Here is a 19,681-nt window from a genome sequence, read left to right on the forward strand (position 1 = left end):
CATGGGCTGCAACCACACCATCCACAAACACAATCACCATTTCGGTTGGGACAACTCTATCGACCCCGTGCTGAGTGTCGATCCTGGCGAAACGGTCGAGGTCGAGACCATCGACAGCTCGGGCGGTCAGCTGAACGCGTCCTCGACTATGGCTGATCTGGGCAAGCTGTCTTTTGACGAGGTCAACCCGGTTACCGGGCCGATCCACATCAAAGGGGCCGAGCCTGGTGACACGGTCGCTGTTTCTTTTCTGGACTTCAAGCCGTCGGGCTGGGGTTGGACCGCCAACATTCCCGGATTTGGCCTGCTAACCGACCAGTTTCCCGATGCCGCGCTTCATATCTGGAAATATGATGCCTTGGCGATGGACCCAGCCCTGTTCGGCCCCGGTGGCAAGGTACCGCTCAAGCCGTTTGTGGGTACAATCGGGTTGGCACTGGCGGAACTTGGCCTGCATTCGGTCGTGCCTCCGCGACGGGTCGGTGGTAATCTGGATATCCGCGACAATAGCGTGGGCACAACGCTCTATCTGCCGGTTGAGGTTGCAGGCGGGATGCTGTCGTTGGGAGATACCCATGCCGCGCAGGGTGATGGAGAGATTTGCGGCACTGCCATCGAAAGCCCAATGGACGTGGCCATTAAGGTCGACCTGATCAGAGGCGAAAACCTACCCTTCCCGAGGTTCGAGACTAACGGCCCCGTTACCCGCCATTTCGATACCGCCGGGTACAAGGCTACAACCGGTATCGGCGAGGACCTGATGCAGGCTGCCCGCGATGCGGTCTCGGGCATGGTTGATTGGATATCATTGACAACAGGCATGACCGCGCTTGAAGCCTATATGCTGTGTTCGGTCTGCGGAGACCTGCGGATCAGTGAAATCGTGGATATGCCGAATTGGACAGTGTCGTTCTACTTTCCGAAATCCGTGCTGGACTAGAGAAAGAAACAGCGGCCGTATCCTGCTCCAGATCCATACTTGTACAAAATAGGTGCATGGAATACCGGTCTCGGTGAAAGCCTTGGCGTGCGTGTTTCGATCGAGGATCGCGATAATTGCCCTGACCATAAGCTCTGGCTTCGTTGACGAGGTGCGTGTCCTGACTAGACAAGTGCATAGACACTGTTGAACTACGCAATGCCAGTTTTTGAAGTGTTCGAGAAGCGACGACGTTGCTAATGCGGCAGCGTTAGAATAAGCAGATCAGCTGCTTGGGGCTGTGAAGCTATCAAACTTGTGTTTCGCATTGATCTCGGGGCACGGGGCTTTCGAACACTGATCCGCCTGATTGCGGCCGGAGTTCTGGAGCGCGTCGGCCATTAGGTGATTTCTCCTTAGTCCCTTGTGTGGGTAGGGCGCGTTCAATGATTGCAAAAAGACAAGGAGAACTCGGCGGTAAAGTTTTTTGGGACCCTCATGATCGCGTTCGCATCGGCAGTGCTTCTTTCCAAGTCGTGAACGGAAGTTCAGAGGGTCACCTTCTGATCTCAGGGAATGAGAACGCTCTCGCCCAACTATTCACTAGTCGAGACCTTCAGGCGCATAGCGCCGTTGGAAACATCCTTGTTGAAACCGACTTTTTCGCTCTAGCACTCGCTGAGAAAAATAAAGCTAACGTTGAGATGAAAATCGGGTTTTTGAAGCCAGAATACAAAGAGAAACGGGGGGATGACGCAAGTATCGAAGATCATTTCAGTTGCTATGAAGAGGCTGAGCGAAGGAGAGCAGCCAATATTGAGGCCTTCACCGCGTACAAGTCTGCTTGGCGTCCTGTGCATTGCTGCAGCGAGGATGTCGACCGATTACAAGGTACACATATGACGTCGAGAGAATTGATCAGAAGCACTTGGCTTCATCGTACTCACGTTCTCAAACGACTGCTCAACAAAGGTGTTGGACCTGTTCGAGACCCAGACAAAACCAAAATACACGTCTTGGAACGGGCAGCTGCCACAGAGGCGCTACAAAACTAATAAATCACTGAAATGAAGCCGCGCTTAGCTCGGCTTTTTTGTGGCCGTAGTTTTCATAGTTACAACCTTTTGCTGGTTAAAAATGCAAGGTAGTTCGCAATTCTGGAGTCGTGACTTTTGTAAGCGATTGATTTTGTGTGATGTGACTTTCCTGAGTTGCAAACTGATGCTGGTTTTCACATGTGTGTTTGTTTCAGGGCGCATAAAGAACCCAAATTGGCGATTTCGTCGCCCATTTGCCAAGTGATTATCGCCCGCGATCAAGTCAGCCTTTGAGTTTTTGTAAGGGTCTGTTTCACGCTGTTGTGGGCAGGCTGGGCAAGTGAACGACAATCACCTGCTAAACGCGAGATCTATGTCTAAACCTCGGTTCTGATCTTTTGATAGAGCGAACGGAACTTGTGCAGCCGGTCAATCAGGGCAGGCGTTGCTTCAGGTTCAAAAGCCCCTATCTCCGGGGGGGGCTCTCCCAGATCGGCGATGCATAGCGTTTTACCACCGCAAGCCGCCAGCTTTGCCGCCCCCATCGCCGGTCCCGAATCTGCCCCATCAGGCCGAATGATGGATTTCTCGGTGACAGTGGCGATCAGGCTCAGCAGCAGGTCGCTTCGACTGCCGCCGCCAATTGAGGCCAGTTCGGACAGGTTTGACAGAGTATCGCCAAAACTCTCGGCCGCGTCGGCGAAACAGAAAGCAACAGCTTCCACAACCGAACGACAGATTTCTGCGCGCGTCGTCGCATCTTCGAGGTCAAAAAAACAGGCTCGGATATGTGGGTCCCCATGAGGGCTGCGCTCGCCAGTCAGATAAGGGAGAAAAATAGGCACGCGATCGGTTGTGACAGTTTCCGCCAGAGCCACAACCTCGGCCGCCGACAGGCCTAGCTGACCTCCGATCCACGATATAGGTCTCGCGCCGTTCAGCATCGCAGCCATCTGATACCAACGGTCTGGCAGGGTATGCGCAAAAGCGTGCACAAATCTTGCGGGGTTGGGTTTGTATGCCCGACCGGCAACAAAGAGCTGGCCCGATGTCCCTAGTGAGATGAAACCCCGCCCCGGTTCTGTCGCGCCCAGCGATACAGCGCCGGTGGCCGCATCGCCGCCGCCCGCGACGACGGGTACACCAACCCGAAATCCACTTTTCGCAGCGGCTTGAGGGGTTACCGCGCCGACGATGTCGTGACCGTCAAATATTTGCGGAAGCCAACTTGTATTCACGTCCGCGGCCTCGGCGATCTCGCTGCTCCAAGCGCGCGCGGCCTGATCCAGCCATAAGGTTCCGGCGGCATCTGATGTGTCTGTCGCCAACTCGCTGTGAAGACGCAAACCAACATAGTCCTTGGGCAACAGTATCGACGCAATGCGGTTGTAGTTTTCAGGCTCGTTTTGCTTCAGCCACATGATCTTGGGCGCCGTAAAGCCGGGCAGCGGGAGGACACCTGCTATTTGACCGATATCCTGCACTGCTCCGCGGAGTTGCTCGCACGCGTTCGCAGCGCGGCTGTCATTCCACAATATCGCAGGCCTGATAGGCCGTTGATCGGTGTCGAGCAGAACTGCGCCATGCATTTGGCCAGATAGCCCAATGGCTTTCACGTCAGACAGATTGATTTTGCCGCCCAACTGTCGCAACGCATCGCACGTCGCCTGCCACCAGATGTCGGGGTGCTGCTCGGACCAACCCGGCTTGGGCGAAGATGTGTCCAGATCAGCGGATGCCGCGGCCAGGATCTTCACCCCGTCAGTACAGACAACTTTTACGGCTGATGTGCCGATATCAATACCTGCGTACATATGAAACCTGTAGTCTTGCGAAGTTTCTGCGACAAGGGTCCCACTGTTGATTTTTTTGTCGCGCGCAAAGAATATGTAAAAAGTGGTAAGATCGCGACGGTGCGAATCCGCAGGTTAGAGAGCATGACAAAAATTAGAAACATGGAAGAATTTGCTGCGGTCAGTGGTCTCTCTCGACCTACGGTGTCGAAATACTTCCACGACCCAGACAGCGTTCGGGCGACAACCCGGGCTCGTATCGAGGAAGCGCTGGAACGGTTCGACTATCGTCCGAACATCTACGCAGTGAACCAAAACAGAAAGCTGACAAAGAATATTGGGATCGTGGTGCCCTATCTCGCAGACCCGTTCTTTGCAGAAATCGCGCGGTACCTTGAGCAAAGCTGTATCGCGGCGGGCTATCGCCCCTCACTTTTCAGCTCGCATGGCGAACACAAACTCGAAAATGAAATTCTGGACAGCTTGCGATCATTGAAACCCGCAGGCGTACTGCTTGCGCCCTTAGGCAGGGCATCGGACCGCTCAGCGATTGAGAAATTTTGCGAAAACGTTCCTACGGTCTTGTTTGACAGCAATCTTGAAGGGCTTGGCGCGGCCTTCATTGGGTCTGACAACTTCAGTTTTGTATCGCAAACGGTCGAATACATGACCCGAACGGGCGAACCACCCTCTTTCTTCGAAATGCGCACCCCTGCAAACCCGAACGCCAATAAGCGGCGCAAGGCATACATTGAGGTGATGGAGCGGCTTGGGTTCGAGCCGCATGTAATCAAGATCGATGGCGAAGGTTGGGCCTTTGAAGAGATCGGGCGCAAAGGAGCGGCCAAGGTTCTGGGTCGTCAGGAGCTGAAGACAAACTCGGTTCTTTGCAGCAATGATCGTCTGGCGATTGGCTTTCTTTCGGCTTGCTATGAGATGGGGATTCGGGTGGGCCGCCGTGAAGATTGCGCGTTGCGGGTGGCATCAAACGATAACCATCCCTTCTCGCGATTCACCTGCCCGTCGCTGACAACCGCTGCACATGACTATGACAATGTGGCCGGTCGCAGTGTGGAAACCCTCTTTGAACTCATTGAAAACGGAGGGAAACTTGGAAATCGGACAGAAACCTTGTTTCCTGCACGGCTGGTTTTACGGGAGTCTGCATAGGAAAAATTTAACGCGCGTAAAGTTTTTATTGACGGCGCGGCAACTTCTCAACTACGATTGCTGTACGACATCCAAGCTCAGGGAGGACAGGGATGTATTTGAGAAACGCACTTCGTGCGGCGACTGCAATGACACTCGTCGCGACGGCAGCAGCTCATGCGGATACCTTAACAATAGCGACCGTGAACAACGGCGACATGATCCGGATGCAGGGCTACACAGACAATTTCACCGAAGCGACCGGTATCGACGTCGAATGGGTGACACTGGAAGAAAACGTGCTGCGTCAGCGCGTAACCACCGATATTACCACCAAGGGTGGTCAGTTCGACATCATGACCATCGGCATGTACGAGACGCCGATCTGGGGCGCGAATGGTTGGCTGGTGCCGCTGGATGGCCTGTCGGCAGAATACGATGTGGGTGACATCCTGCCAGCCATGTCAGGCGGTCTAAGCCATGAGGGAACGCTGTACGCGGCTCCGTTCTACGGCGAAAGCTCGATGATCATGTACCGCACCGACCTAATGGAAAAAGCGGGTATGGAAATGCCGGATGCTCCAACTTGGGAATTCATCCGCGAAGCTGCTGCGGCGATGACCGATCGCGACGCTGACATCAACGGCATCTGCCTACGCGGTAAGGCCGGTTGGGGTGAGGGCGGTGCCTTCATAACTGCGATGTCCAATTCCTTTGGTGCGCGCTGGTTTGATGAAGATTGGAAGCCGCAGTTCGATCAGCCCGAATGGGCCGACACGCTGAATTTCTACGTGGGTATGATGAACGAATCCGGCCCTGCAGGTTACGCCACTAACGGATTTAACGAAAACCTGTCGTTGTTCCAGCAGGGCAAATGCGGCATGTGGATCGACGCAACAGTTGCGGCATCTTTCGTGACCAATCCGACTGACTCGACAGTCGCGGATAGCGTGGGTTTTGCACTTGCACCTGACACCGGGCTCGGCAAGCGTTCGAATTGGTTGTGGGCGTGGGCTCTGGCAATTCCGGCTGGTACGGAGCAGGCAGACTCGGCCAAACAGTTTATCGAGTGGGCTACTTCGAAAGACTACATCGAGCTGGTGGCCGAAAACGAAGGCTGGGCCAACGTGCCTCCGGGCGCACGTACCTCGCTGTACGAGAATCCGGATTATCAGGCCGTTCCGTTCGCCAAGATGACGTTGGAATCGATCCTGTCAGCTGATCCGAACAATCCGACTGTAAAGCCAGTGCCTTACGTTGGTATTCAGTTCGCTGCGATCCCTGAGTTTGCGGGCATCGCAACACAGGTAAGCCAAGAGTTCTCGGCAGTTTATGCCGGACAACAGACGGTAGAAGAAGCACTTGCCAAAGCGCAGGCCTTCACCTCCGAAGAAATGGAAGCCGCAGGGTACTGAGGCTTTCTCCCAGGCGGGTGGGCAGCTCTCTGCTCACCCGCTCCCAACACACTACTTCCACAACTCGCGTTTTTCTCGCAGGCTGACACGCGCCTGAACAGAGAGGTCTTGCGTCATGGCTACTCAACATTCCCGATCCGTTGCTCGCCTGATGATGGCACCCGCAGTGGTCCTGCTGCTTGGCTGGATGCTCGTGCCGCTGACGATGACACTGTACTTTTCCTTCAAGAAATACCTGCCGCTTCGCGGTGGTGATCTGGGCTGGGTTGGTTTCGACAACTACGTTCGGTTCGTATCCTCCAGTTCCTTCTGGCCCGCGGTTCAAGCGACATTGGTGATCGTTGGCGGCGTGCTGGCGATTACGGTCGTCCTGGGCATTCTTCTGGCGATGCTGCTGGATCAACCCATGTGGGGACAGGGCGTTGTCCGTATCCTTGTTATTGCGCCGTTCTTTGTCATGCCGACTGTCTCAGCCTTGGTCTGGAAGAACATGTTCATGGACCCTGTGAACGGGTTGTTTGCCCATCTCTGGCGCTTTTTCGGGGCGGAACCCATTTCATGGCTGTCCGAAGCTTCCATGCCCTCAATCGTGATGATCGTATCGTGGCAATGGTTGCCTTTCGCGACGCTGATCCTGCTAACTGCAATCCAATCCCTGGATAGCGAACAGCTTGAAGCTGCTGAGATGGACGGTGCACCACCGCTAAAGCGCTTTTATCACATCATTCTGCCGCATCTCGGTCGCGCCATCACGATTGTGATCTTGATCCAGACGATCTTCCTACTGTCGATCTTCGCCGAGATTTTCGTGACCACCGGCGGCGCTTTCGGCACCCGCACACTCACCTACCTGATCTTCCAACGTGTTTTGGAAAGCCAGAACGTTGGCCTTGGATCAGCCGGAGGTGTCTACGCAATCATCTTAGCCAACATCGTTGCGATCTTCCTGATGCGCATCGTCGGCAAGAACCTGGACGCGTGAGGAGACAAAACCATGGCCCGCACCGTCACGACACAACGCAAGACCTTTAACACAGCCTTAGCCTGGATTGTCGGTCTACTGATCTTCTTCCCAATCCTCTGGACCATACTGACCAGTTTCAAGACTGAGGCGCAGGCAATTGCCAGCCCACCGATCTTCTTGAACTTCGACTGGACGCTTGAAAACTACGCCATCGTGCAGGAACGCTCTGACTATATGCGGTTCCTTTGGAACTCGGTAATTATCGCAGGCGGTTCGACGATCCTAGGTGTGATCATCGCCGTGCCTGCTGCGTGGGCAATGGCTTTCGTGCCTTCCAAGCGCACTAAGGACATTCTGCTGTGGATGCTGTCCACTAAGATGCTACCTGCGGTGGGCGTGCTCTACCCGATCTATCTGCTGTTCATCCGGTTGGGGTTGCTGGACAGCCGCGCGGGGCTGGTGGTTGTGCTGATGCTCATCAACCTGCCGATCATCGTATGGATGCTTTACACCTACTTCCGCGAAATTCCTGGTGAAATTCTGGAAGCTGCACGGATGGACGGGGCGACACTGAAAGAGGAAATCCTCTACGTCCTGACACCTATGGCCATTCCCGGCATTGCCTCGACGGTTTTGTTGAATTTCATCCTTGCTTGGAACGAAGCGTTCTGGACGCTCAATCTGACGGCTGTCAATGCGGCACCCCTTACAGCTTTTATCGCCAGCTATTCCAGCCCCGAAGGTCTGTTCTTTGCCAAGCTTAGCGCGGCCTCGACTATGGCGATTGCACCAATCCTGATCCTTGGCTGGTTTAGCCAGAAACAACTTGTCCGAGGCCTGACCTTCGGCGCTGTGAAATAAGGAACACGACACATGGGACGTATTCAACTCAAGTCCGTGACCAAAAGCTTCGGCGACGTACAGGTCATCCCACCGCTGGATCTAACCATCGAAGATGGCGAGTTTACAGTCTTCGTCGGCCCTTCTGGCTGTGGCAAGTCCACATTGCTGCGTCTGATCGCGGGGCTTGAGGACATGACCTCAGGTTCGATGGAGATCGATGGGACGGATGCTACAGATGTGCCACCCGCGAAGCGTGGCCTCGCCATGGTGTTCCAGTCCTACGCGCTGTATCCGCATATGACCGTACGCAAGAACATCGCCTTCCCGCTGCGCATGGCCAAGTTGGAGCAGGCCGAGATCGATCGTCGTGTAGACGGCGCCGCAAGTGTTCTGAACCTGACCGACTATCTGGATCGTCGCCCCGGGCAACTGTCCGGGGGGCAGCGCCAGCGTGTTGCGATCGGACGCGCGATTGTCCGCGAACCAGCGGCTTTTCTGTTCGACGAGCCTCTGTCGAACCTGGATGCAGCCTTACGTGTTGGTATGCGGCTGGAAATCAGCGAACTGCACGAGCGTCTAGCCACCACGATGATCTACGTGACCCATGATCAGGTTGAAGCGATGACAATGGCCGACAAGATCGTGGTTCTGCATGCAGGTGTGATCGAACAAGTTGGCAGTCCGCTGGACCTGTACCGTGCGCCGCGGAACCTATTCGTCGCGGGGTTCATCGGCTCACCCAAGATGAACTTCATCGAAGGGGAAGAGGCTGCGAAGCATGGCGCTCATACGATAGGAGTGCGTCCTGAGCATATTGCGGTGTCCGACAGCGAAGGTTCCTGGTCTGGAAAGGTCAGCGTGTCCGAGCATCTGGGTTCAGATACATTCTTTCACGTGCATGAAACCGGTTTGGCCGAAACGATCACCGTAAGGGCAGATGGCGAAGTGGCCTTTAAGCACGGGGATCGCATCCATCTGACGCCGCGCTCAGACGTAATCCATCGATTTGACGCGAAAGGGCTGCGGATCGAATGACACGGTTGGCAGGTAAGACTGCGCTGATCACTGGCGCCGCGCGAGGGATCGGGCTGGCGTTCGCCAAGACCTACGTTTCTGAAGGCGCGCGCGTGGCCATTGCGGATGTCGATGTCGTTCGCGCGCGCGAGGCTGCAGCCGAGATTGGTGAGGCTGCGATGGCTGTCGAAATGAATGTCGCCGATAAGCAAAGCATTGACGCCGCAATCGCGAACACCGCTAGACAGTTTGGCGCAATCGATATCTTGGTAAATAACGCGGCCATCTTTACAGCCGCGCCATTTGTCGAAATCGACCGCGCCGACTACGACCGGGTTTTTGACATCAATGTCGCGGGTACTTTGTTCACGATGCAAGCCGTGGCGCGGCATATGATTGAACACCATGTAAAAGGCCGGATCATCAATATGGCCTCGCAGGCCGGACGCCGCGGAGAGCCCTTGGTCGCTGTCTATTGCGCAAGCAAAGCGGCTGTCATCTCGTTAACGCAGTCGGCAGGTCTGAACCTCATTTCTCATGGAATCAACGTGAATGCGATTGCACCCGGCGTTGTGGATGGTGAGCATTGGGACGGCGTGGACGCGTTCTTTGCAAAACATGAAGGTAAAGCGCCTGGTGAGAAAAAGCGCGAAGTCGCAGCGGCGGTCCCATACGGGCGCATGGGCCGCGCGGAAGATTTGACGGGCATAGCGGTGTTTCTCGCATCTGATGAGGCAAATTACATTGTGGCACAGACATACAATGTCGATGGCGGAAACTGGATGAGCTAATGGGATCTCTGGCACATGCATCTGTCCAGCTGCGGCGTGATCGACTTGCTGATCTGCCGGCATCCATCGCACGCCCGTCGTATAACCGGTCCGACTTGAAACCTGGCATTGTCCATATCGGAGTAGGGAATTTCCATCGCGCGCATCAGTCATGGTATTTGCATCGCTTAATGCAGCGGGGGGCTGCTCATGACTGGGCAATTATCGGTGCAGGTGTACGTAGCTATGACGCTGCTATGCGCGAAAAGCTCCGCCGGCAGGACTACCTTACGACACTCATTGAGCTTGATCCATCAGGCGTTTCTGCAGAAGTGGTCGGTCCAATGACGGACTACCTGCCAATTGAGGCAGGCAATGCGCCCTTGATCCGACAAATGTCTGATCCCGCGATCCGCATCGTGTCTTTGACGGTGACAGAAGGCGGGTACTTTCTGGATCCCAACACCGGCGCGTTTGATGTGCAGGATGATGATATCCGACATGACGCACAGAATCCGTCCGACCCAAGAACTGTCTTTGGTGCCATCGTTGCCGCTTTTCGTCAGCGCAGGGCGGCCGGGGTGGCCCCTTTTACCGCGCTGAGCTGTGATAACCTGCAGGGTAATGGGAGTATCCTACGCAACTGCGTAGTGGGTTTGGCGCGCCTGTCTGACGCCGATCTGGCAAACTGGATCGATCAGAACGGGGCTTTCCCGAATTCTATGGTGGATTGCATCGTCCCGGCCACCACGGATCAGGTTGTCTCCCAGTGCAGAGAGTTGGGTATCGACGATCTTGCTCCGGTTACGCATGAAAACTTTCGCCAATGGGTGATTGAAGACGATTTTTGTGCAGGACGACCTGCTTGGGAAGATGTCGGCGTGACGATGACGAACAACGTTCATGTCTATGAGGCCATGAAGTTGAGGATTCTGAATGGGGGTCACCAGCTTCTTGCCAATGTTGGGGAAATTCTAAACATCCCGACGATATCTGATTGCATGCAAGACGCCGGTGTGCTGGAATTTTTCCGGAAAGTTCAAGTTGAAGAAATCGTACCGCATGTCGCGGCTGTATCAGGAACAAGACCTGACGAATACCTTAAGCTAGTTGAACGTCGATTTGCGAATTCTACGATTTATGACACAACCCGCCGCGTCGCCTTTGACGGGTCCTCGCGCCATCCGGGATTTTTGCTTCCATCCCTTCGAGACGCGCTCGGAGCTGGTTCGTCTGTTACAGGACTCGCTTTGGCAGCCGCTTTTTGGGCGCGGATGTGCGCCGGCGTTCGTGAAGACGGCACAGAAATCGAAGCGAATGATCCGTTGTGGGCGGAGTTGAAGGCAGCGGCTCTGGCCGCCAAAGATGATCCGCAGGCATGGGTCGGTCAGACCAACCTGTACGGCGAAACCGGGCTCGACGACCGCTTTACGCAAGAGTTTTCCAACTGGTTGTCCTTGATCTGGCAAGAAGGGTGTCGGGAAGCAATCGACATCTACCTGAGATAAGGCTTTTGCAACCGTCTTCAGTTCCCGGATGACCTATCACAAATCATTGCTTCTTTTTTCAGAAGCATCAGGGCAAATTAACCTGGTCGAGATAGCACGCTTTCGTAGTGCTGGGATGTCAGATGAGACTCGCGGCAGTAACAAGGCTAAACGCGCCTGAAAAGGTATTTCTCATGACTCGTGACGTTGAGTTTCCCGAATCTGGTAAACCCCCTCCGGCAGGTCCAACGCAGCAGCCAGATCGCGGACCTGTTCGGGCGATAGGGTTATCTTATGGACTTGCTCTGTGCGCGGGTCCAATTGCTCTAAAGTTACGCACTCAGCGAAACTGTTGATCACGACATCCTCTTGCAAAGGCTTTGGGCCTTCGTCCACCAGAGTAATGACGGTCGAGTCGAATTCATGCTCAATCGAAAACATATTGGCAGAGTGCAGCCGGTTGACGCCCAATGCAAGCCGTTGTGCATTGATCTGTGAGTGGCGACCCCGCATAGGTAACGTTATGCTGGCCCAGCGGCCGGGCGCGCCCAAAGGAAATGTAATGCACCGTGTAATACTCTTCCTGTTTTTCCTGCTGTTGGCGGCTTGTGAAACAGATACTTTTCGTGTTGTGCCGGCTGAAGAATGGGATCAACCCACGTCTGGCACGCCCATCACAGCCGCGACGTTTCGCGAAGTAAGCCGCGCAGTCGGAAGCGAAGCACGAACGCAGTGTTTACGTGAGACACGAAAGCAGAATTGCGATTTCAGGATCATGGTCGACGTGAACCCGCGCGCGCCTGCTAACGCCTTTCAAACCTTGGACGAAAACAACCAACCCCTGATCATTTTTACACGCTCAATGATCCGTTCCGCACAAAACGAAGATGAGTTGGCTTTTGTCATGGGGCACGAAGCGGCGCACCATGTTTTGGGTCACATTGCCCGGCAGTCTAAAAACGCCAGTGACGCGGCAACGAAGTTCGGTGATCAGGAACGACGGCGAGGTGGAAGCGATGCAGAAATCGAAGAGGCGCAAAAGCTGGGCGCCAAGGTTGGCGTCCAAGCCTATGTGAAGGAATTCGAGCTGGAAGCAGACGAACTGGGTACGGTTATTACGTATAAGGCGGGGTACAACCCTTTGATTGGGGCTGAGTTCTTTGACCGCATTCCGGACCCGGGCGATCGGTTTCTTGGATCGCACCCGCCCAATGCGCAACGGGTTCAGAGGGTGCTTGAGACATCCCAAAAACTCGGCTTAACGCAATGACCGACCTGGTCAGGCTTGGGGTGGTCCTGACGGATAGGGGATCGAAATACGCGGTCTCGGGCGCGCGTGTTGCGTCCAGAGCCGAAATCGATGCCGTTTTGAATGAGCTGAAATCAGACAAAACCTTTGCGAAAGCCACGCATAATACCTGGGCTGCGACACTGCCGACCGGGGCACTGAAAGCGGATGATGGGGAAGGCGGTGCCGGGATGGTGATCCTTCGAATGATGCAGCGGGCCGGTCTTGAGAACCATGTGATCATTGTCACCCGCTGGTATGGCGGCAAAAAGCTGGGTGGAGACCGGTTTCGCAGGGTGCAGGACGCAACACGCACCTATCTCGATCAGATCGATGTCGCACATTGACCTGTGTCAAAGGTTTCAGTTTAGGCAGACGGTATTCTTTGGGCAATTCGCTTTAGGGAAAGGACCCAGCATGCCCAGCCGAGAGACCTTGCGACTGCACGCCGGACTGGTGGACGAGATGGCAAAAATGCTCGACGTTGATCTGGAAGAGGCCGCCATTGGCGGTTCCGTTTCTATCGATCAAATCTCTGACGCTGTTGTGCGGTGCACAGAATGCCCAAACCCTGCGCACTGCCAGAGCACGATAAGTGATACGGCTTTTCTGAACCACACGCCCGAGTATTGTCGCAACAGGGATCTTCTTCACAAGCTGATGTCTTAGCTCAGGAGAGGGTTAAATGTCGCGATTGGGGGAGATCATGACCCATCTCCGGCTTGTGTTGCGAATGGCTCAGGTAACCGGAACAGATATTGTGTCGGCCCATCAGCATGGGCACCTGAGCCAAGACAATTGGGCTGACATGGTCCAGTTATGCCGCGGTTGTGCGTGGGCGCCTGACTGCCCGGATTGGTTGGATCTTCACCGCTCTGATGCAAAGGTCCCCGCGCATTGTCTAAACCGGGAACGGTTTGCAGTGCTGCAAGCCAAACTGTTACGAGGATCTGATGTCGCAAGATCTACTCGGGGACATTGACAAGCACTTCTGGCTTACGCGATCTGCCGCCCGTTGCGTGGGTGTTTCGTTGACCGAAGCTTTGGCCGATGGGCAGCTGTCGCCTGAAGGCTACGCTGAGTTAATCACGCGTTGTCGGACGTGCCCCAGCAGTCGGCGCTGCGAGGTTTGGCTGGCGACGCAACAGGAATGGGCGGAAGCGGTGCCCGACTTTTGCGCCAACGCAAGTGCTCTGAATGCGTTGAACGGTGGGTTAAAGGCCCGAATGGGACCCGTCGCAAAGCGGTGGCTTTGAAGTCTGCTTACATCCGCAGAAGAACAATTTTTTGCTGGCATCGGCTGTGTATTTCACAGGTTCCAAATCTGTCCCCTTGTGAGATCCATCACAAAACGGTTGGCGCTTGGACCGGCCGCATGCACACCAAAAATAACTTTTCCCTTCGGTCACCTCGACTGGGAATGGTGATTTCTGGGCTACGATTCGCGGTTCAGACATGTGGCTCCTCCGATTTCGGCTGATGTCGTCAAATCAGTTTAAAGCAACACGGCAAAAAAGACAGCGACGCGCATTTTCCTGCGACAATCGCCGCTGTCCAAGCGTGGTTCCGCCAGCGATCACGGCCAAGTGATCGATTCTGTTGCCAGATTGTCGTTCAGATCGTATTCTGGTTGCGGCCCCGAAAAATTGGGCAATATCAGAAAAGTAATAGAGGACTGATGGACATGAAACTCAAATTTGCTGCTGTTGGCGCATTTGCCCTGATCCTGACCGCGTGCGCGCAGCAGGAAGAACCGACACCGGTTTACACCCAGCCCAGCTATGACAAGTCCGGCTCACCCAGCTGCCCAGGCGGGTATGATCTGGCGACAACCGAAGCAGGCCAAACCGTCTGTAACCCAGTTGGTCAGTAAATTATTCGCAGACGGTCCCAATTTGGGGCCGTCTGCATTCTTTTGACCGTCGTGCCGCCTTCAGGGCGGTTTCTTTATGCTTAGATGTTCAACGGGCGGATTTACGCCGACCCGAGATTAGGCTCAAAGGCAGTTCAGGGCCTTAGACGACCCCAGAGGTCATATTCCCCTGCTTCATCCACCTCAACCGTCGCAATGTCCCCGGGTTTGAGGTCTTCGTAACTGTCATCAATGAACAGGTTCCCATCAATCTCTGGTGCATCGGCTTTGGTCCGGCACGTCGCTGCCTCATCGTCGACTTCATCCACGATCACATCTATGGTCTGGCCTACTTTCGCCTGAAGTTTGGCTTCGGAAATTGTCTGGGCTTTTTCCATAAAACGTTCCCAGCGGTCTTGCTTGATCTCGGCGGGCACGTGATCCGGCAGATCGTTGGATCTTGCGCCTTCGACATTTTCGTACTGAAAACACCCGACGCGATCCAATTGCGCCTCATCCATCCAATCCAGCAGCGTCTGGAATTCATCATCGGTTTCCCCCGGGTATCCGACGATGAAGGTTGAACGCAGGGTGATGTCGGGGCAAATCTCCCGCCACGCCTGAACTTCTTCCAGGGTCTTTGCGGCGGCGGCCGGTCGGGCCATACGCCTCAGGACGTCCGGGTGGGCGTGCTGGAACGGGATGTCCAGATACGGCAATATGTTGCACCCTGCATCCGCCATCAGCGGGATCAGGTCACGGACATGCGGGTAGGGATAGACGTAGTGCAGTCGAACCCACGCATCAAGCTGCCCCAACTCGCGGGCGAGGTCAGCAATATGGCTACGAACCTCGCGGTCTTTCCATGGGTTCACATCGTATTTGCGGTCCAAACCGTAGGCCGAGGTATCTTGGGAAATCACCAATAGTTCGCGCACGCCATTGTCGACCAGCTTTTCTGCCTCGCGCAGCACCGCGTGAGCAGGTCGGCTGGCCAGTCTTCCGCGCATGTCGGGAATGATGCAGAATTTGCACTTGTGGTTACAGCCCTCGGATATCTTGAGATAGCTGTAGTGGCGCGGGGTCAACTGAACGCTGCGGGCGGGTAGCAAATCGACAAAGGGGTTTGGGTCAGCTGGTACGGCGGAATGCACTGCATCCAGAACCTGTTCGTATTGATGGGGCCCGGTTACGGCCATGATGCGCGGATGATGCGCGCGGATATAGTCCGGTTCGGCCCCCAAACATCCAGTGACAATGACCTTGCCGTTTTCAACCAGAGCTTCGCCAATTGCGTCCAGAGACTCGGCCTTGGCGCTGTCGAGGAACCCGCACGTGTTCACAATCACGGCATCGGCTCCCGCATAGTCGGGCGAAATCCCATATCCTTCGGCACGCAGCCGGGTCAGGATACGTTCGCTATCGACCAAAGCCTTTGGGCATCCCAGCGAAACCATCCCGATTGTCGGTTGGTTGCTGCGGGGCGTCTCGGTGATCCGGGCGGCTGGCGCTAGGTCGGGGCGGAGGTTTGGTGGGTTCGTGGTCATTGCGCGGCGTATAGTGGGGAAAGCTTCCCCTTGCAAATGCCGCGCGTCGTTTGAATGATCGTAACGAAGGAAAGCCAAAAAGGCGGAGAGCAGAAAATGAAATGGCTGATACGCATTCTGTTTATTCTGGTGGTGGCGTTTGGGCTGGTCATAGGCGCATTACTTTTGATGCCGGGCGACAAGCTGGCCGCGATTCTGTCTGAACAGGTTCGGGCCCAGACCGGGCGTGAATTGACACTTTCCGGTGATGTTAACCTGTCCTTCTGGCCCATTCTGGGAATGGAGACTGGGCCGGTGACATTCGGCAATGCCAGCTGGGCCGGGCCAGACCCCATGTTGAGCGCCGAGAGCCTTTCCGTTGGCGTCGACGCTGCGGCCTTGATCAAGGGTGACCTGCGGATTAAGCGTGTTTTCGCTAACAATCCAGTGCTGCGGCTTGAGCTGTCTGATGGGCGCGGCAATTGGGAGCTCAGCGCTCCGGCACAGTCCACGTCTACGGGGACTACCCCGGCAAGCTCTGCCACGGCAGAAGCTCCCGGTGCGGTTACTCTGGACGGCCTAGAACTGACAAACGCGCGCCTTGTCTATGTTGAGAACGGTGCGGTTGCACTGGACTTTGCCCAGGTCAATCTGTCCGCCAGCTGGCCGGACGTCACAGCACCTATGGTGATGGAGGCTGATATGGCCGTGCCTGGAGGTACAGTACAGGTCGATCTGAAGATCCCGGATTTGCCCGCCTTTGCATCCGGCACCGTGACCCCACTGGATTTGGCGTTGAAAGCTCCAGGTGGCGAAATTAGTTTCGATGGGCGCGTGAATCTTGTCGGTGAAATGGACGGCAAAGTTCAAGTTATCACAAAGGACACCGAAAAGATGCTGGCTGCGTTTGGTCAATCCGGAGTCGCAGTTCCATTGGGTCTGGGGCGAGCGGCAGATGTTTCCGGCCAGATGACCTATACCCGAGACGGACGTATTTCATTGCGCGACATGGTGGCGAAGCTGGATGCTAATATGTTTACCGGAGAAGCCGATGTGACGATCGCTGATCCACCTCAGATTACCGCGCGCCTGGACGCCGGCAATCTTGATTTGTCGAATTTTGCCGAAAGCGAAGGCGGTTCTGGACAAGGGTCAGGTCAGGCGCCTGCGGTCGATGAAGGATGGTCAAACGACCGGATTGATGCGTCGGCGCTGTCCTTGGCCAATGGTAAGATTCGGCTTACGGCCAAGTCGATCGCGGTGCCGGGCATGACCCTTGGCCCCAGTGACCTCACGCTGAGTCTGGATCGGTCGCGGGCGGTGCTGCAAATGCACCCGGCCACTTTGTTTTCCGGTCAATTGAACGGTCAGGTCGTCGCCAATAACCGCAACGGGCTGTCGGTTGGGGGAAACTTGCAGGTCAGCGGGATCGATGTTCAGCAAGCGCTGACGACTTTGGGCGGGATCGAACGCCTTTCGGGAACAGGCGCGGGCACATTTGAATTTCTGGGTGTCGGCCAGACTGAGGACCAGATCATGCGCTCGCTCAGTGGCAAGGGAAATGTAGAAATCGGCAATGGCGTGATCTCGGGATTTGATCTTGACCGTTTAATGGGGCGCGGTACCGGGTCGGGCGGCACAACAGTTTTCAACAGCTTGACTGCCAGCTACGTCATGGACAGCGGTGTGCTGACCAACAACGACTTGCTGATGACCCTGAAAAACTTCCGTGCGGATGGTGAGGGTATCGTCGATCTGGGTGCGCGTAGCATCGACTATTTGTTCACACCGGTTGCATTGCGCGCGAACTCGGGCGCGGGGATTTCAGTTCCGGTTCGCATCGTAGGGCCATGGAGCGATCCTTCGATCAAGCCAGACCTGACCAAGGTCATCGAAGCAGCGGCGGATGTGAAGGTGAAAGAACTGGAAGACGACGCCAAGCAAAAGGTCTTTGACAAGGTCGGCGATGAGTTGAACACAACAATCACGGATAGCGACCAGATAGAAGACGCCGTCAAAAACAAACTTGAAGAGGAGGCGAAGAAAGGCCTTCTGAAACTTTTTGGTGCCGATTGAAACGCATCGGCACCAGAGTTGGGGCGCGTTGAGCGCCCCGAAACTCAGATCGTCTGGTCGTAGTCACCGACATCAGGTTCGGTTCTGATGACCGCGTCAATATCGGCAAAGATCGCACGCATTTCTTCTTCGCTTTCGCTGCTTTCGCAAACCACAACCAGATTTGGCGTATTTGACGATGCCCGCACCAGACCCCAGCTGCCATTGTCCAGAATGACCCGCGCCCCGTTGACTGTAACAACTTCCTTGATCGCGCGACCTGCGAAACTGTCACCCGCGTCGGCCTTGGCGACCAGCTTGTCGACTAGCCGCTGAAGGATGTCATACTTCTCGGTGTCGGCAGCATAGGGCGACATCGTGGGGGTGGACCAAGTCTTGGGCAGAGCTTTGCGCAGATCGGACATGCTTTGATCCGGATTGCGATCCATCAATTTGCAAATCTCGACCGCAACGCGCATCCCGCAGTCGTAACCACGCCCAATTGGCTCGGCCAGAAAATAGTGTCCGGACTTCTCAAACCCTGCGAGAGCGCCGATTTCCTTCACCCGCCGTTTCATATGGCTGTGGCCGGTTTTCCAATAATCCGCCTTTACGCCGAGGGCCTGCAATTCGGGATCACTGGCAAACAGACCGGTGGATTTCACATCTGCGACGAAGGTCGAGCCTGGGTGAAGTTTGGCCAGATCACGCGCCATGATGACGCCGACCTTGTCGGCAAAGACTTCCTCGCCCTCATCATCCACAACGCCGCAGCGGTCGCCATCTCCGTCAAACCCCAGCGCAAAATCTGCACCACTGGATTTCACGGAATCAGCCATGTCGTGCAACATCTCCATGGCTTCCGGGTTTGGATTATAATGAGGGAAGGTGTAGTCTAGGGCGTTGTGGCTGGGAACAATCTCAACACCGATCCGCTCGAATATCTCGGGGGCAAAGGCCGAGGCCGTCCCATTACCCGTCGCACAGACAACCTTGAGCGGGCGGGACATTTTGAAATCGCCGACCAAATCGTCGATATATGCCTCTTTCACGCCATCAACGAATTCATACGATCCGCCGGCGTGGCCGGTACCTTCACCGTTCAGGACGATGTCGCGCAGTTCCGACATCTCGTCCGGGCCGTGGGTGAGGGGGCGCTCAAAGCCCATCTTCACCCCAGTCCAACCGTTGGGGTTGTGGCTGGCCGTGACCATGGCCACTGCAGGCACATCCAGATGAAACTGCGCGAAATACGCCATCGGACTTAGCGCGGGGCCGATGTCCATCACTTTGATGCCAGCCTGCATCAACCCGAGGATCAGCGCGTTCTTAATGGCCAGTGAGTAGTCGCGATAGTCATTGCCAACAGCGATAACGGGTTCGATGCCTCGCCTGCGTATCTGTGTTCCAAGACCCGCACCAAGGGCTGTCATGCCCGGCAGGTTGATCTCTTCTGGATACTTCCAACGCGCGTCGTACTCCCGGAATCCGGTCGGTTTGATCATCGCGTCGCGCAGAAAGCTCCAGGTGTTTGGTGTCACCTCGGGGTTCGGTTTGGTCATGACAAGT

Annotated in this window: 21 protein-coding genes; 16 read left to right on the forward strand and 5 right to left on the reverse strand. The window is 55.4% G+C overall.

The genetic code is table 11. The features are described from left to right. The first annotated feature begins 1 nt into the window (after nucleotide 1). Both ACR0BU_RS04485 and ACR0BU_RS04490 read left to right on the forward strand, forming a co-directional pair. Nucleotides 2-940 (forward strand): acetamidase/formamidase family protein, encoded by a 939-nt coding sequence (locus ACR0BU_RS04485; protein ID WP_480736029.1) that lies wholly within the window; start codon nucleotides 2-4, stop codon nucleotides 938-940. A 425-nt stretch (nucleotides 941-1,365) separates the two neighbouring features. Continuing rightward, on the forward strand, nucleotides 1,366-1,974 hold the full coding sequence (locus ACR0BU_RS04490; RefSeq protein ID WP_480736027.1) for a hypothetical protein: 609 nt from the start codon (nucleotides 1,366-1,368) through the stop codon (nucleotides 1,972-1,974). 359 nt (nucleotides 1,975-2,333) lie between these two features. Here ACR0BU_RS04490 and xylB read toward each other — a convergent pair whose 3' ends face one another. Next, nucleotides 2,334-3,770: a xylulokinase gene (gene xylB / locus ACR0BU_RS04495; RefSeq protein WP_480736026.1), complete on the reverse strand. Its 1,437-nt coding sequence runs from the start codon at nucleotides 3,768-3,770 to the stop codon at nucleotides 2,334-2,336. A gap of 123 nt (nucleotides 3,771-3,893) precedes the next feature. Between xylB and ACR0BU_RS04500 the strand changes: the two genes are divergently transcribed. The 7 genes from ACR0BU_RS04500 (at nucleotide 3,894) to ACR0BU_RS04530 (ending at nucleotide 11,412) form a co-directional block, all read left to right on the forward strand. Next, complete coding sequence (locus tag ACR0BU_RS04500; RefSeq protein WP_298933657.1) at nucleotides 3,894-4,919, forward strand: LacI family DNA-binding transcriptional regulator; 1,026 nt, start codon at nucleotides 3,894-3,896, stop codon at nucleotides 4,917-4,919. Nucleotides 4,920-5,011: 92 nt separating this feature from the next. After that, entirely contained in the window at nucleotides 5,012-6,313 is a 1,302-nt protein-coding gene (locus ACR0BU_RS04505; RefSeq protein ID WP_299077057.1) for an ABC transporter substrate-binding protein, read from the forward strand. Between the two features lie 115 nt (nucleotides 6,314-6,428). Beyond that, nucleotides 6,429-7,295: a carbohydrate ABC transporter permease gene (locus tag ACR0BU_RS04510; RefSeq protein ID WP_298933653.1), complete on the forward strand. Its 867-nt coding sequence runs from the start codon at nucleotides 6,429-6,431 to the stop codon at nucleotides 7,293-7,295. 12 nt (nucleotides 7,296-7,307) lie between these two features. After that, nucleotides 7,308-8,138, forward strand: a complete 831-nt coding sequence (locus ACR0BU_RS04515; protein ID WP_298933651.1) for a carbohydrate ABC transporter permease — start codon at nucleotides 7,308-7,310, stop codon at nucleotides 8,136-8,138. A gap of 12 nt (nucleotides 8,139-8,150) precedes the next feature. Next, nucleotides 8,151-9,155, forward strand: coding sequence for an ABC transporter ATP-binding protein (locus tag ACR0BU_RS04520; RefSeq protein WP_480736023.1), 1,005 nt, complete (start codon nucleotides 8,151-8,153; stop codon nucleotides 9,153-9,155). Then, nucleotides 9,152-9,925 carry an L-iditol 2-dehydrogenase gene (locus ACR0BU_RS04525; protein WP_299886275.1) on the forward strand — a complete coding sequence of 258 codons (774 nt, stop codon included), beginning with the start codon at nucleotides 9,152-9,154 and terminating at the stop codon, nucleotides 9,923-9,925. The genes ACR0BU_RS04520 and ACR0BU_RS04525 overlap by 4 nt, the downstream gene beginning before the upstream one ends. After that, entirely contained in the window at nucleotides 9,925-11,412 is a 1,488-nt protein-coding gene (locus tag ACR0BU_RS04530) for a mannitol dehydrogenase family protein (protein WP_480736021.1), read from the forward strand. Before ACR0BU_RS04525 ends, ACR0BU_RS04530 begins: the two co-directional genes overlap by 1 nt. Before the next feature lie 171 nt (nucleotides 11,413-11,583). Here the strand turns inward: ACR0BU_RS04530 and ACR0BU_RS04535 are convergent, their stop codons facing one another. Then, nucleotides 11,584-11,832 (reverse strand): hypothetical protein, encoded by a 249-nt coding sequence (locus tag ACR0BU_RS04535; RefSeq protein ID WP_299077899.1) that lies wholly within the window; start codon nucleotides 11,830-11,832, stop codon nucleotides 11,584-11,586. Between the two features lie 121 nt (nucleotides 11,833-11,953). Here ACR0BU_RS04535 and ACR0BU_RS04540 point away from each other — a divergent pair, with 121 nt between their 5' ends. The 5 genes from ACR0BU_RS04540 to ACR0BU_RS04560 all read left to right on the forward strand — a co-directional run bounded on the left by ACR0BU_RS04540 (nucleotide 11,954) and on the right by ACR0BU_RS04560 (nucleotide 13,935). Continuing rightward, a complete protein-coding gene (locus ACR0BU_RS04540) occupies nucleotides 11,954-12,661 on the forward strand; it encodes a M48 family metallopeptidase (protein WP_480736019.1) in 708 nt (235 codons plus the stop codon). Further along, nucleotides 12,658-13,026 (forward strand): YigZ family protein, encoded by a 369-nt coding sequence (locus ACR0BU_RS04545; protein WP_480736017.1) that lies wholly within the window; start codon nucleotides 12,658-12,660, stop codon nucleotides 13,024-13,026. The genes ACR0BU_RS04540 and ACR0BU_RS04545 overlap by 4 nt, the downstream gene beginning before the upstream one ends. A 70-nt stretch (nucleotides 13,027-13,096) precedes the next feature. After that, nucleotides 13,097-13,348: a DUF6455 family protein gene (locus tag ACR0BU_RS04550; RefSeq protein ID WP_299886262.1), complete on the forward strand. Its 252-nt coding sequence runs from the start codon at nucleotides 13,097-13,099 to the stop codon at nucleotides 13,346-13,348. A gap of 16 nt (nucleotides 13,349-13,364) precedes the next feature. Next, nucleotides 13,365-13,661: a DUF6455 family protein gene (locus ACR0BU_RS04555; RefSeq protein WP_480736016.1), complete on the forward strand. Its 297-nt coding sequence runs from the start codon at nucleotides 13,365-13,367 to the stop codon at nucleotides 13,659-13,661. Next, nucleotides 13,633-13,935 carry a DUF6455 family protein gene (locus ACR0BU_RS04560; protein WP_480736015.1) on the forward strand — a complete coding sequence of 101 codons (303 nt, stop codon included), beginning with the start codon at nucleotides 13,633-13,635 and terminating at the stop codon, nucleotides 13,933-13,935. The genes ACR0BU_RS04555 and ACR0BU_RS04560 overlap by 29 nt, the downstream gene beginning before the upstream one ends. On the opposite strand, the gene ACR0BU_RS04565 is transcribed toward ACR0BU_RS04560, so the two are convergent. Next, the gene (locus ACR0BU_RS04565; RefSeq protein WP_298933632.1) at nucleotides 13,894-14,136 is read right to left on the reverse strand and encodes a CDGSH iron-sulfur domain-containing protein; all 243 of its coding nucleotides are present in this window, start codon (nucleotides 14,134-14,136) and stop codon (nucleotides 13,894-13,896) included. The two genes, ACR0BU_RS04560 and ACR0BU_RS04565, sit on opposite strands and share 42 nt — an antisense overlap. Before the next feature lie 227 nt (nucleotides 14,137-14,363). Here ACR0BU_RS04565 and ACR0BU_RS04570 point away from each other — a divergent pair, with 227 nt between their 5' ends. Then, on the forward strand, nucleotides 14,364-14,552 hold the full coding sequence (locus tag ACR0BU_RS04570) for a hypothetical protein (protein ID WP_298933630.1): 189 nt from the start codon (nucleotides 14,364-14,366) through the stop codon (nucleotides 14,550-14,552). A 134-nt stretch (nucleotides 14,553-14,686) separates the two neighbouring features. On the opposite strand, the gene rimO is transcribed toward ACR0BU_RS04570, so the two are convergent. After that, on the reverse strand, nucleotides 14,687-16,078 hold the full coding sequence (gene rimO / locus ACR0BU_RS04575; RefSeq protein WP_480736013.1) for a 30S ribosomal protein S12 methylthiotransferase RimO: 1,392 nt from the start codon (nucleotides 16,076-16,078) through the stop codon (nucleotides 14,687-14,689). A 96-nt stretch (nucleotides 16,079-16,174) separates the two neighbouring features. Here rimO and ACR0BU_RS04580 point away from each other — a divergent pair, with 96 nt between their 5' ends. Then, nucleotides 16,175-18,133 (forward strand): AsmA family protein, encoded by a 1,959-nt coding sequence (locus ACR0BU_RS04580; protein WP_480736012.1) that lies wholly within the window; start codon nucleotides 16,175-16,177, stop codon nucleotides 18,131-18,133. A gap of 44 nt (nucleotides 18,134-18,177) precedes the next feature. Here the strand turns inward: ACR0BU_RS04580 and ACR0BU_RS04585 are convergent, their stop codons facing one another. Beyond that, nucleotides 18,178-19,674 carry a phosphomannomutase/phosphoglucomutase gene (locus ACR0BU_RS04585; protein WP_480736011.1) on the reverse strand — a complete coding sequence of 499 codons (1,497 nt, stop codon included), beginning with the start codon at nucleotides 19,672-19,674 and terminating at the stop codon, nucleotides 18,178-18,180. Between the last annotated feature and the right edge of the window lie 7 nt (nucleotides 19,675-19,681).

The sequence above is a fragment of the Ruegeria sp. CK2 genome, from assembly GCF_056536585.1.

Coding starts and splice junctions, on each gene's coding strand:
- ACR0BU_RS04520 (WP_480736023.1), top strand. CDS start 8,151: ATGGGACGTATTCAACTCAAGTCCGTGACCAAAAGCTTCGGCGACGTA.
- ACR0BU_RS04570 (WP_298933630.1), top strand. CDS start 14,364: ATGAAACTCAAATTTGCTGCTGTTGGCGCATTTGCCCTGATCCTGACC.
- ACR0BU_RS04535 (WP_299077899.1), bottom strand. CDS start 11,832: ATGTTTTCGATTGAGCATGAATTCGACTCGACCGTCATTACTCTGGTG.
- ACR0BU_RS04510 (WP_298933653.1), top strand. CDS start 6,429: ATGGCTACTCAACATTCCCGATCCGTTGCTCGCCTGATGATGGCACCC.
- ACR0BU_RS04565 (WP_298933632.1), bottom strand. CDS start 14,136: ATGTCTGAACCGCGAATCGTAGCCCAGAAATCACCATTCCCAGTCGAG.
- ACR0BU_RS04490 (WP_480736027.1), top strand. CDS start 1,366: ATGATTGCAAAAAGACAAGGAGAACTCGGCGGTAAAGTTTTTTGGGAC.
- ACR0BU_RS04580 (WP_480736012.1), top strand. CDS start 16,175: ATGAAATGGCTGATACGCATTCTGTTTATTCTGGTGGTGGCGTTTGGG.
- ACR0BU_RS04485 (WP_480736029.1), top strand. CDS start 2: ATGGGCTGCAACCACACCATCCACAAACACAATCACCATTTCGGTTGG.
- ACR0BU_RS04550 (WP_299886262.1), top strand. CDS start 13,097: ATGCCCAGCCGAGAGACCTTGCGACTGCACGCCGGACTGGTGGACGAG.
- rimO (WP_480736013.1), bottom strand. CDS start 16,078: ATGACCACGAACCCACCAAACCTCCGCCCCGACCTAGCGCCAGCCGCC.
- ACR0BU_RS04540 (WP_480736019.1), top strand. CDS start 11,954: ATGCACCGTGTAATACTCTTCCTGTTTTTCCTGCTGTTGGCGGCTTGT.
- xylB (WP_480736026.1), bottom strand. CDS start 3,770: ATGTACGCAGGTATTGATATCGGCACATCAGCCGTAAAAGTTGTCTGT.
- ACR0BU_RS04585 (WP_480736011.1), bottom strand. CDS start 19,674: ATGACCAAACCGAACCCCGAGGTGACACCAAACACCTGGAGCTTTCTG.
- ACR0BU_RS04500 (WP_298933657.1), top strand. CDS start 3,894: ATGACAAAAATTAGAAACATGGAAGAATTTGCTGCGGTCAGTGGTCTC.
- ACR0BU_RS04505 (WP_299077057.1), top strand. CDS start 5,012: ATGTATTTGAGAAACGCACTTCGTGCGGCGACTGCAATGACACTCGTC.
- ACR0BU_RS04530 (WP_480736021.1), top strand. CDS start 9,925: ATGGGATCTCTGGCACATGCATCTGTCCAGCTGCGGCGTGATCGACTT.
- ACR0BU_RS04525 (WP_299886275.1), top strand. CDS start 9,152: ATGACACGGTTGGCAGGTAAGACTGCGCTGATCACTGGCGCCGCGCGA.
- ACR0BU_RS04515 (WP_298933651.1), top strand. CDS start 7,308: ATGGCCCGCACCGTCACGACACAACGCAAGACCTTTAACACAGCCTTA.
- ACR0BU_RS04555 (WP_480736016.1), top strand. CDS start 13,365: ATGTCGCGATTGGGGGAGATCATGACCCATCTCCGGCTTGTGTTGCGA.
- ACR0BU_RS04560 (WP_480736015.1), top strand. CDS start 13,633: ATGTCGCAAGATCTACTCGGGGACATTGACAAGCACTTCTGGCTTACG.
- ACR0BU_RS04545 (WP_480736017.1), top strand. CDS start 12,658: ATGACCGACCTGGTCAGGCTTGGGGTGGTCCTGACGGATAGGGGATCG.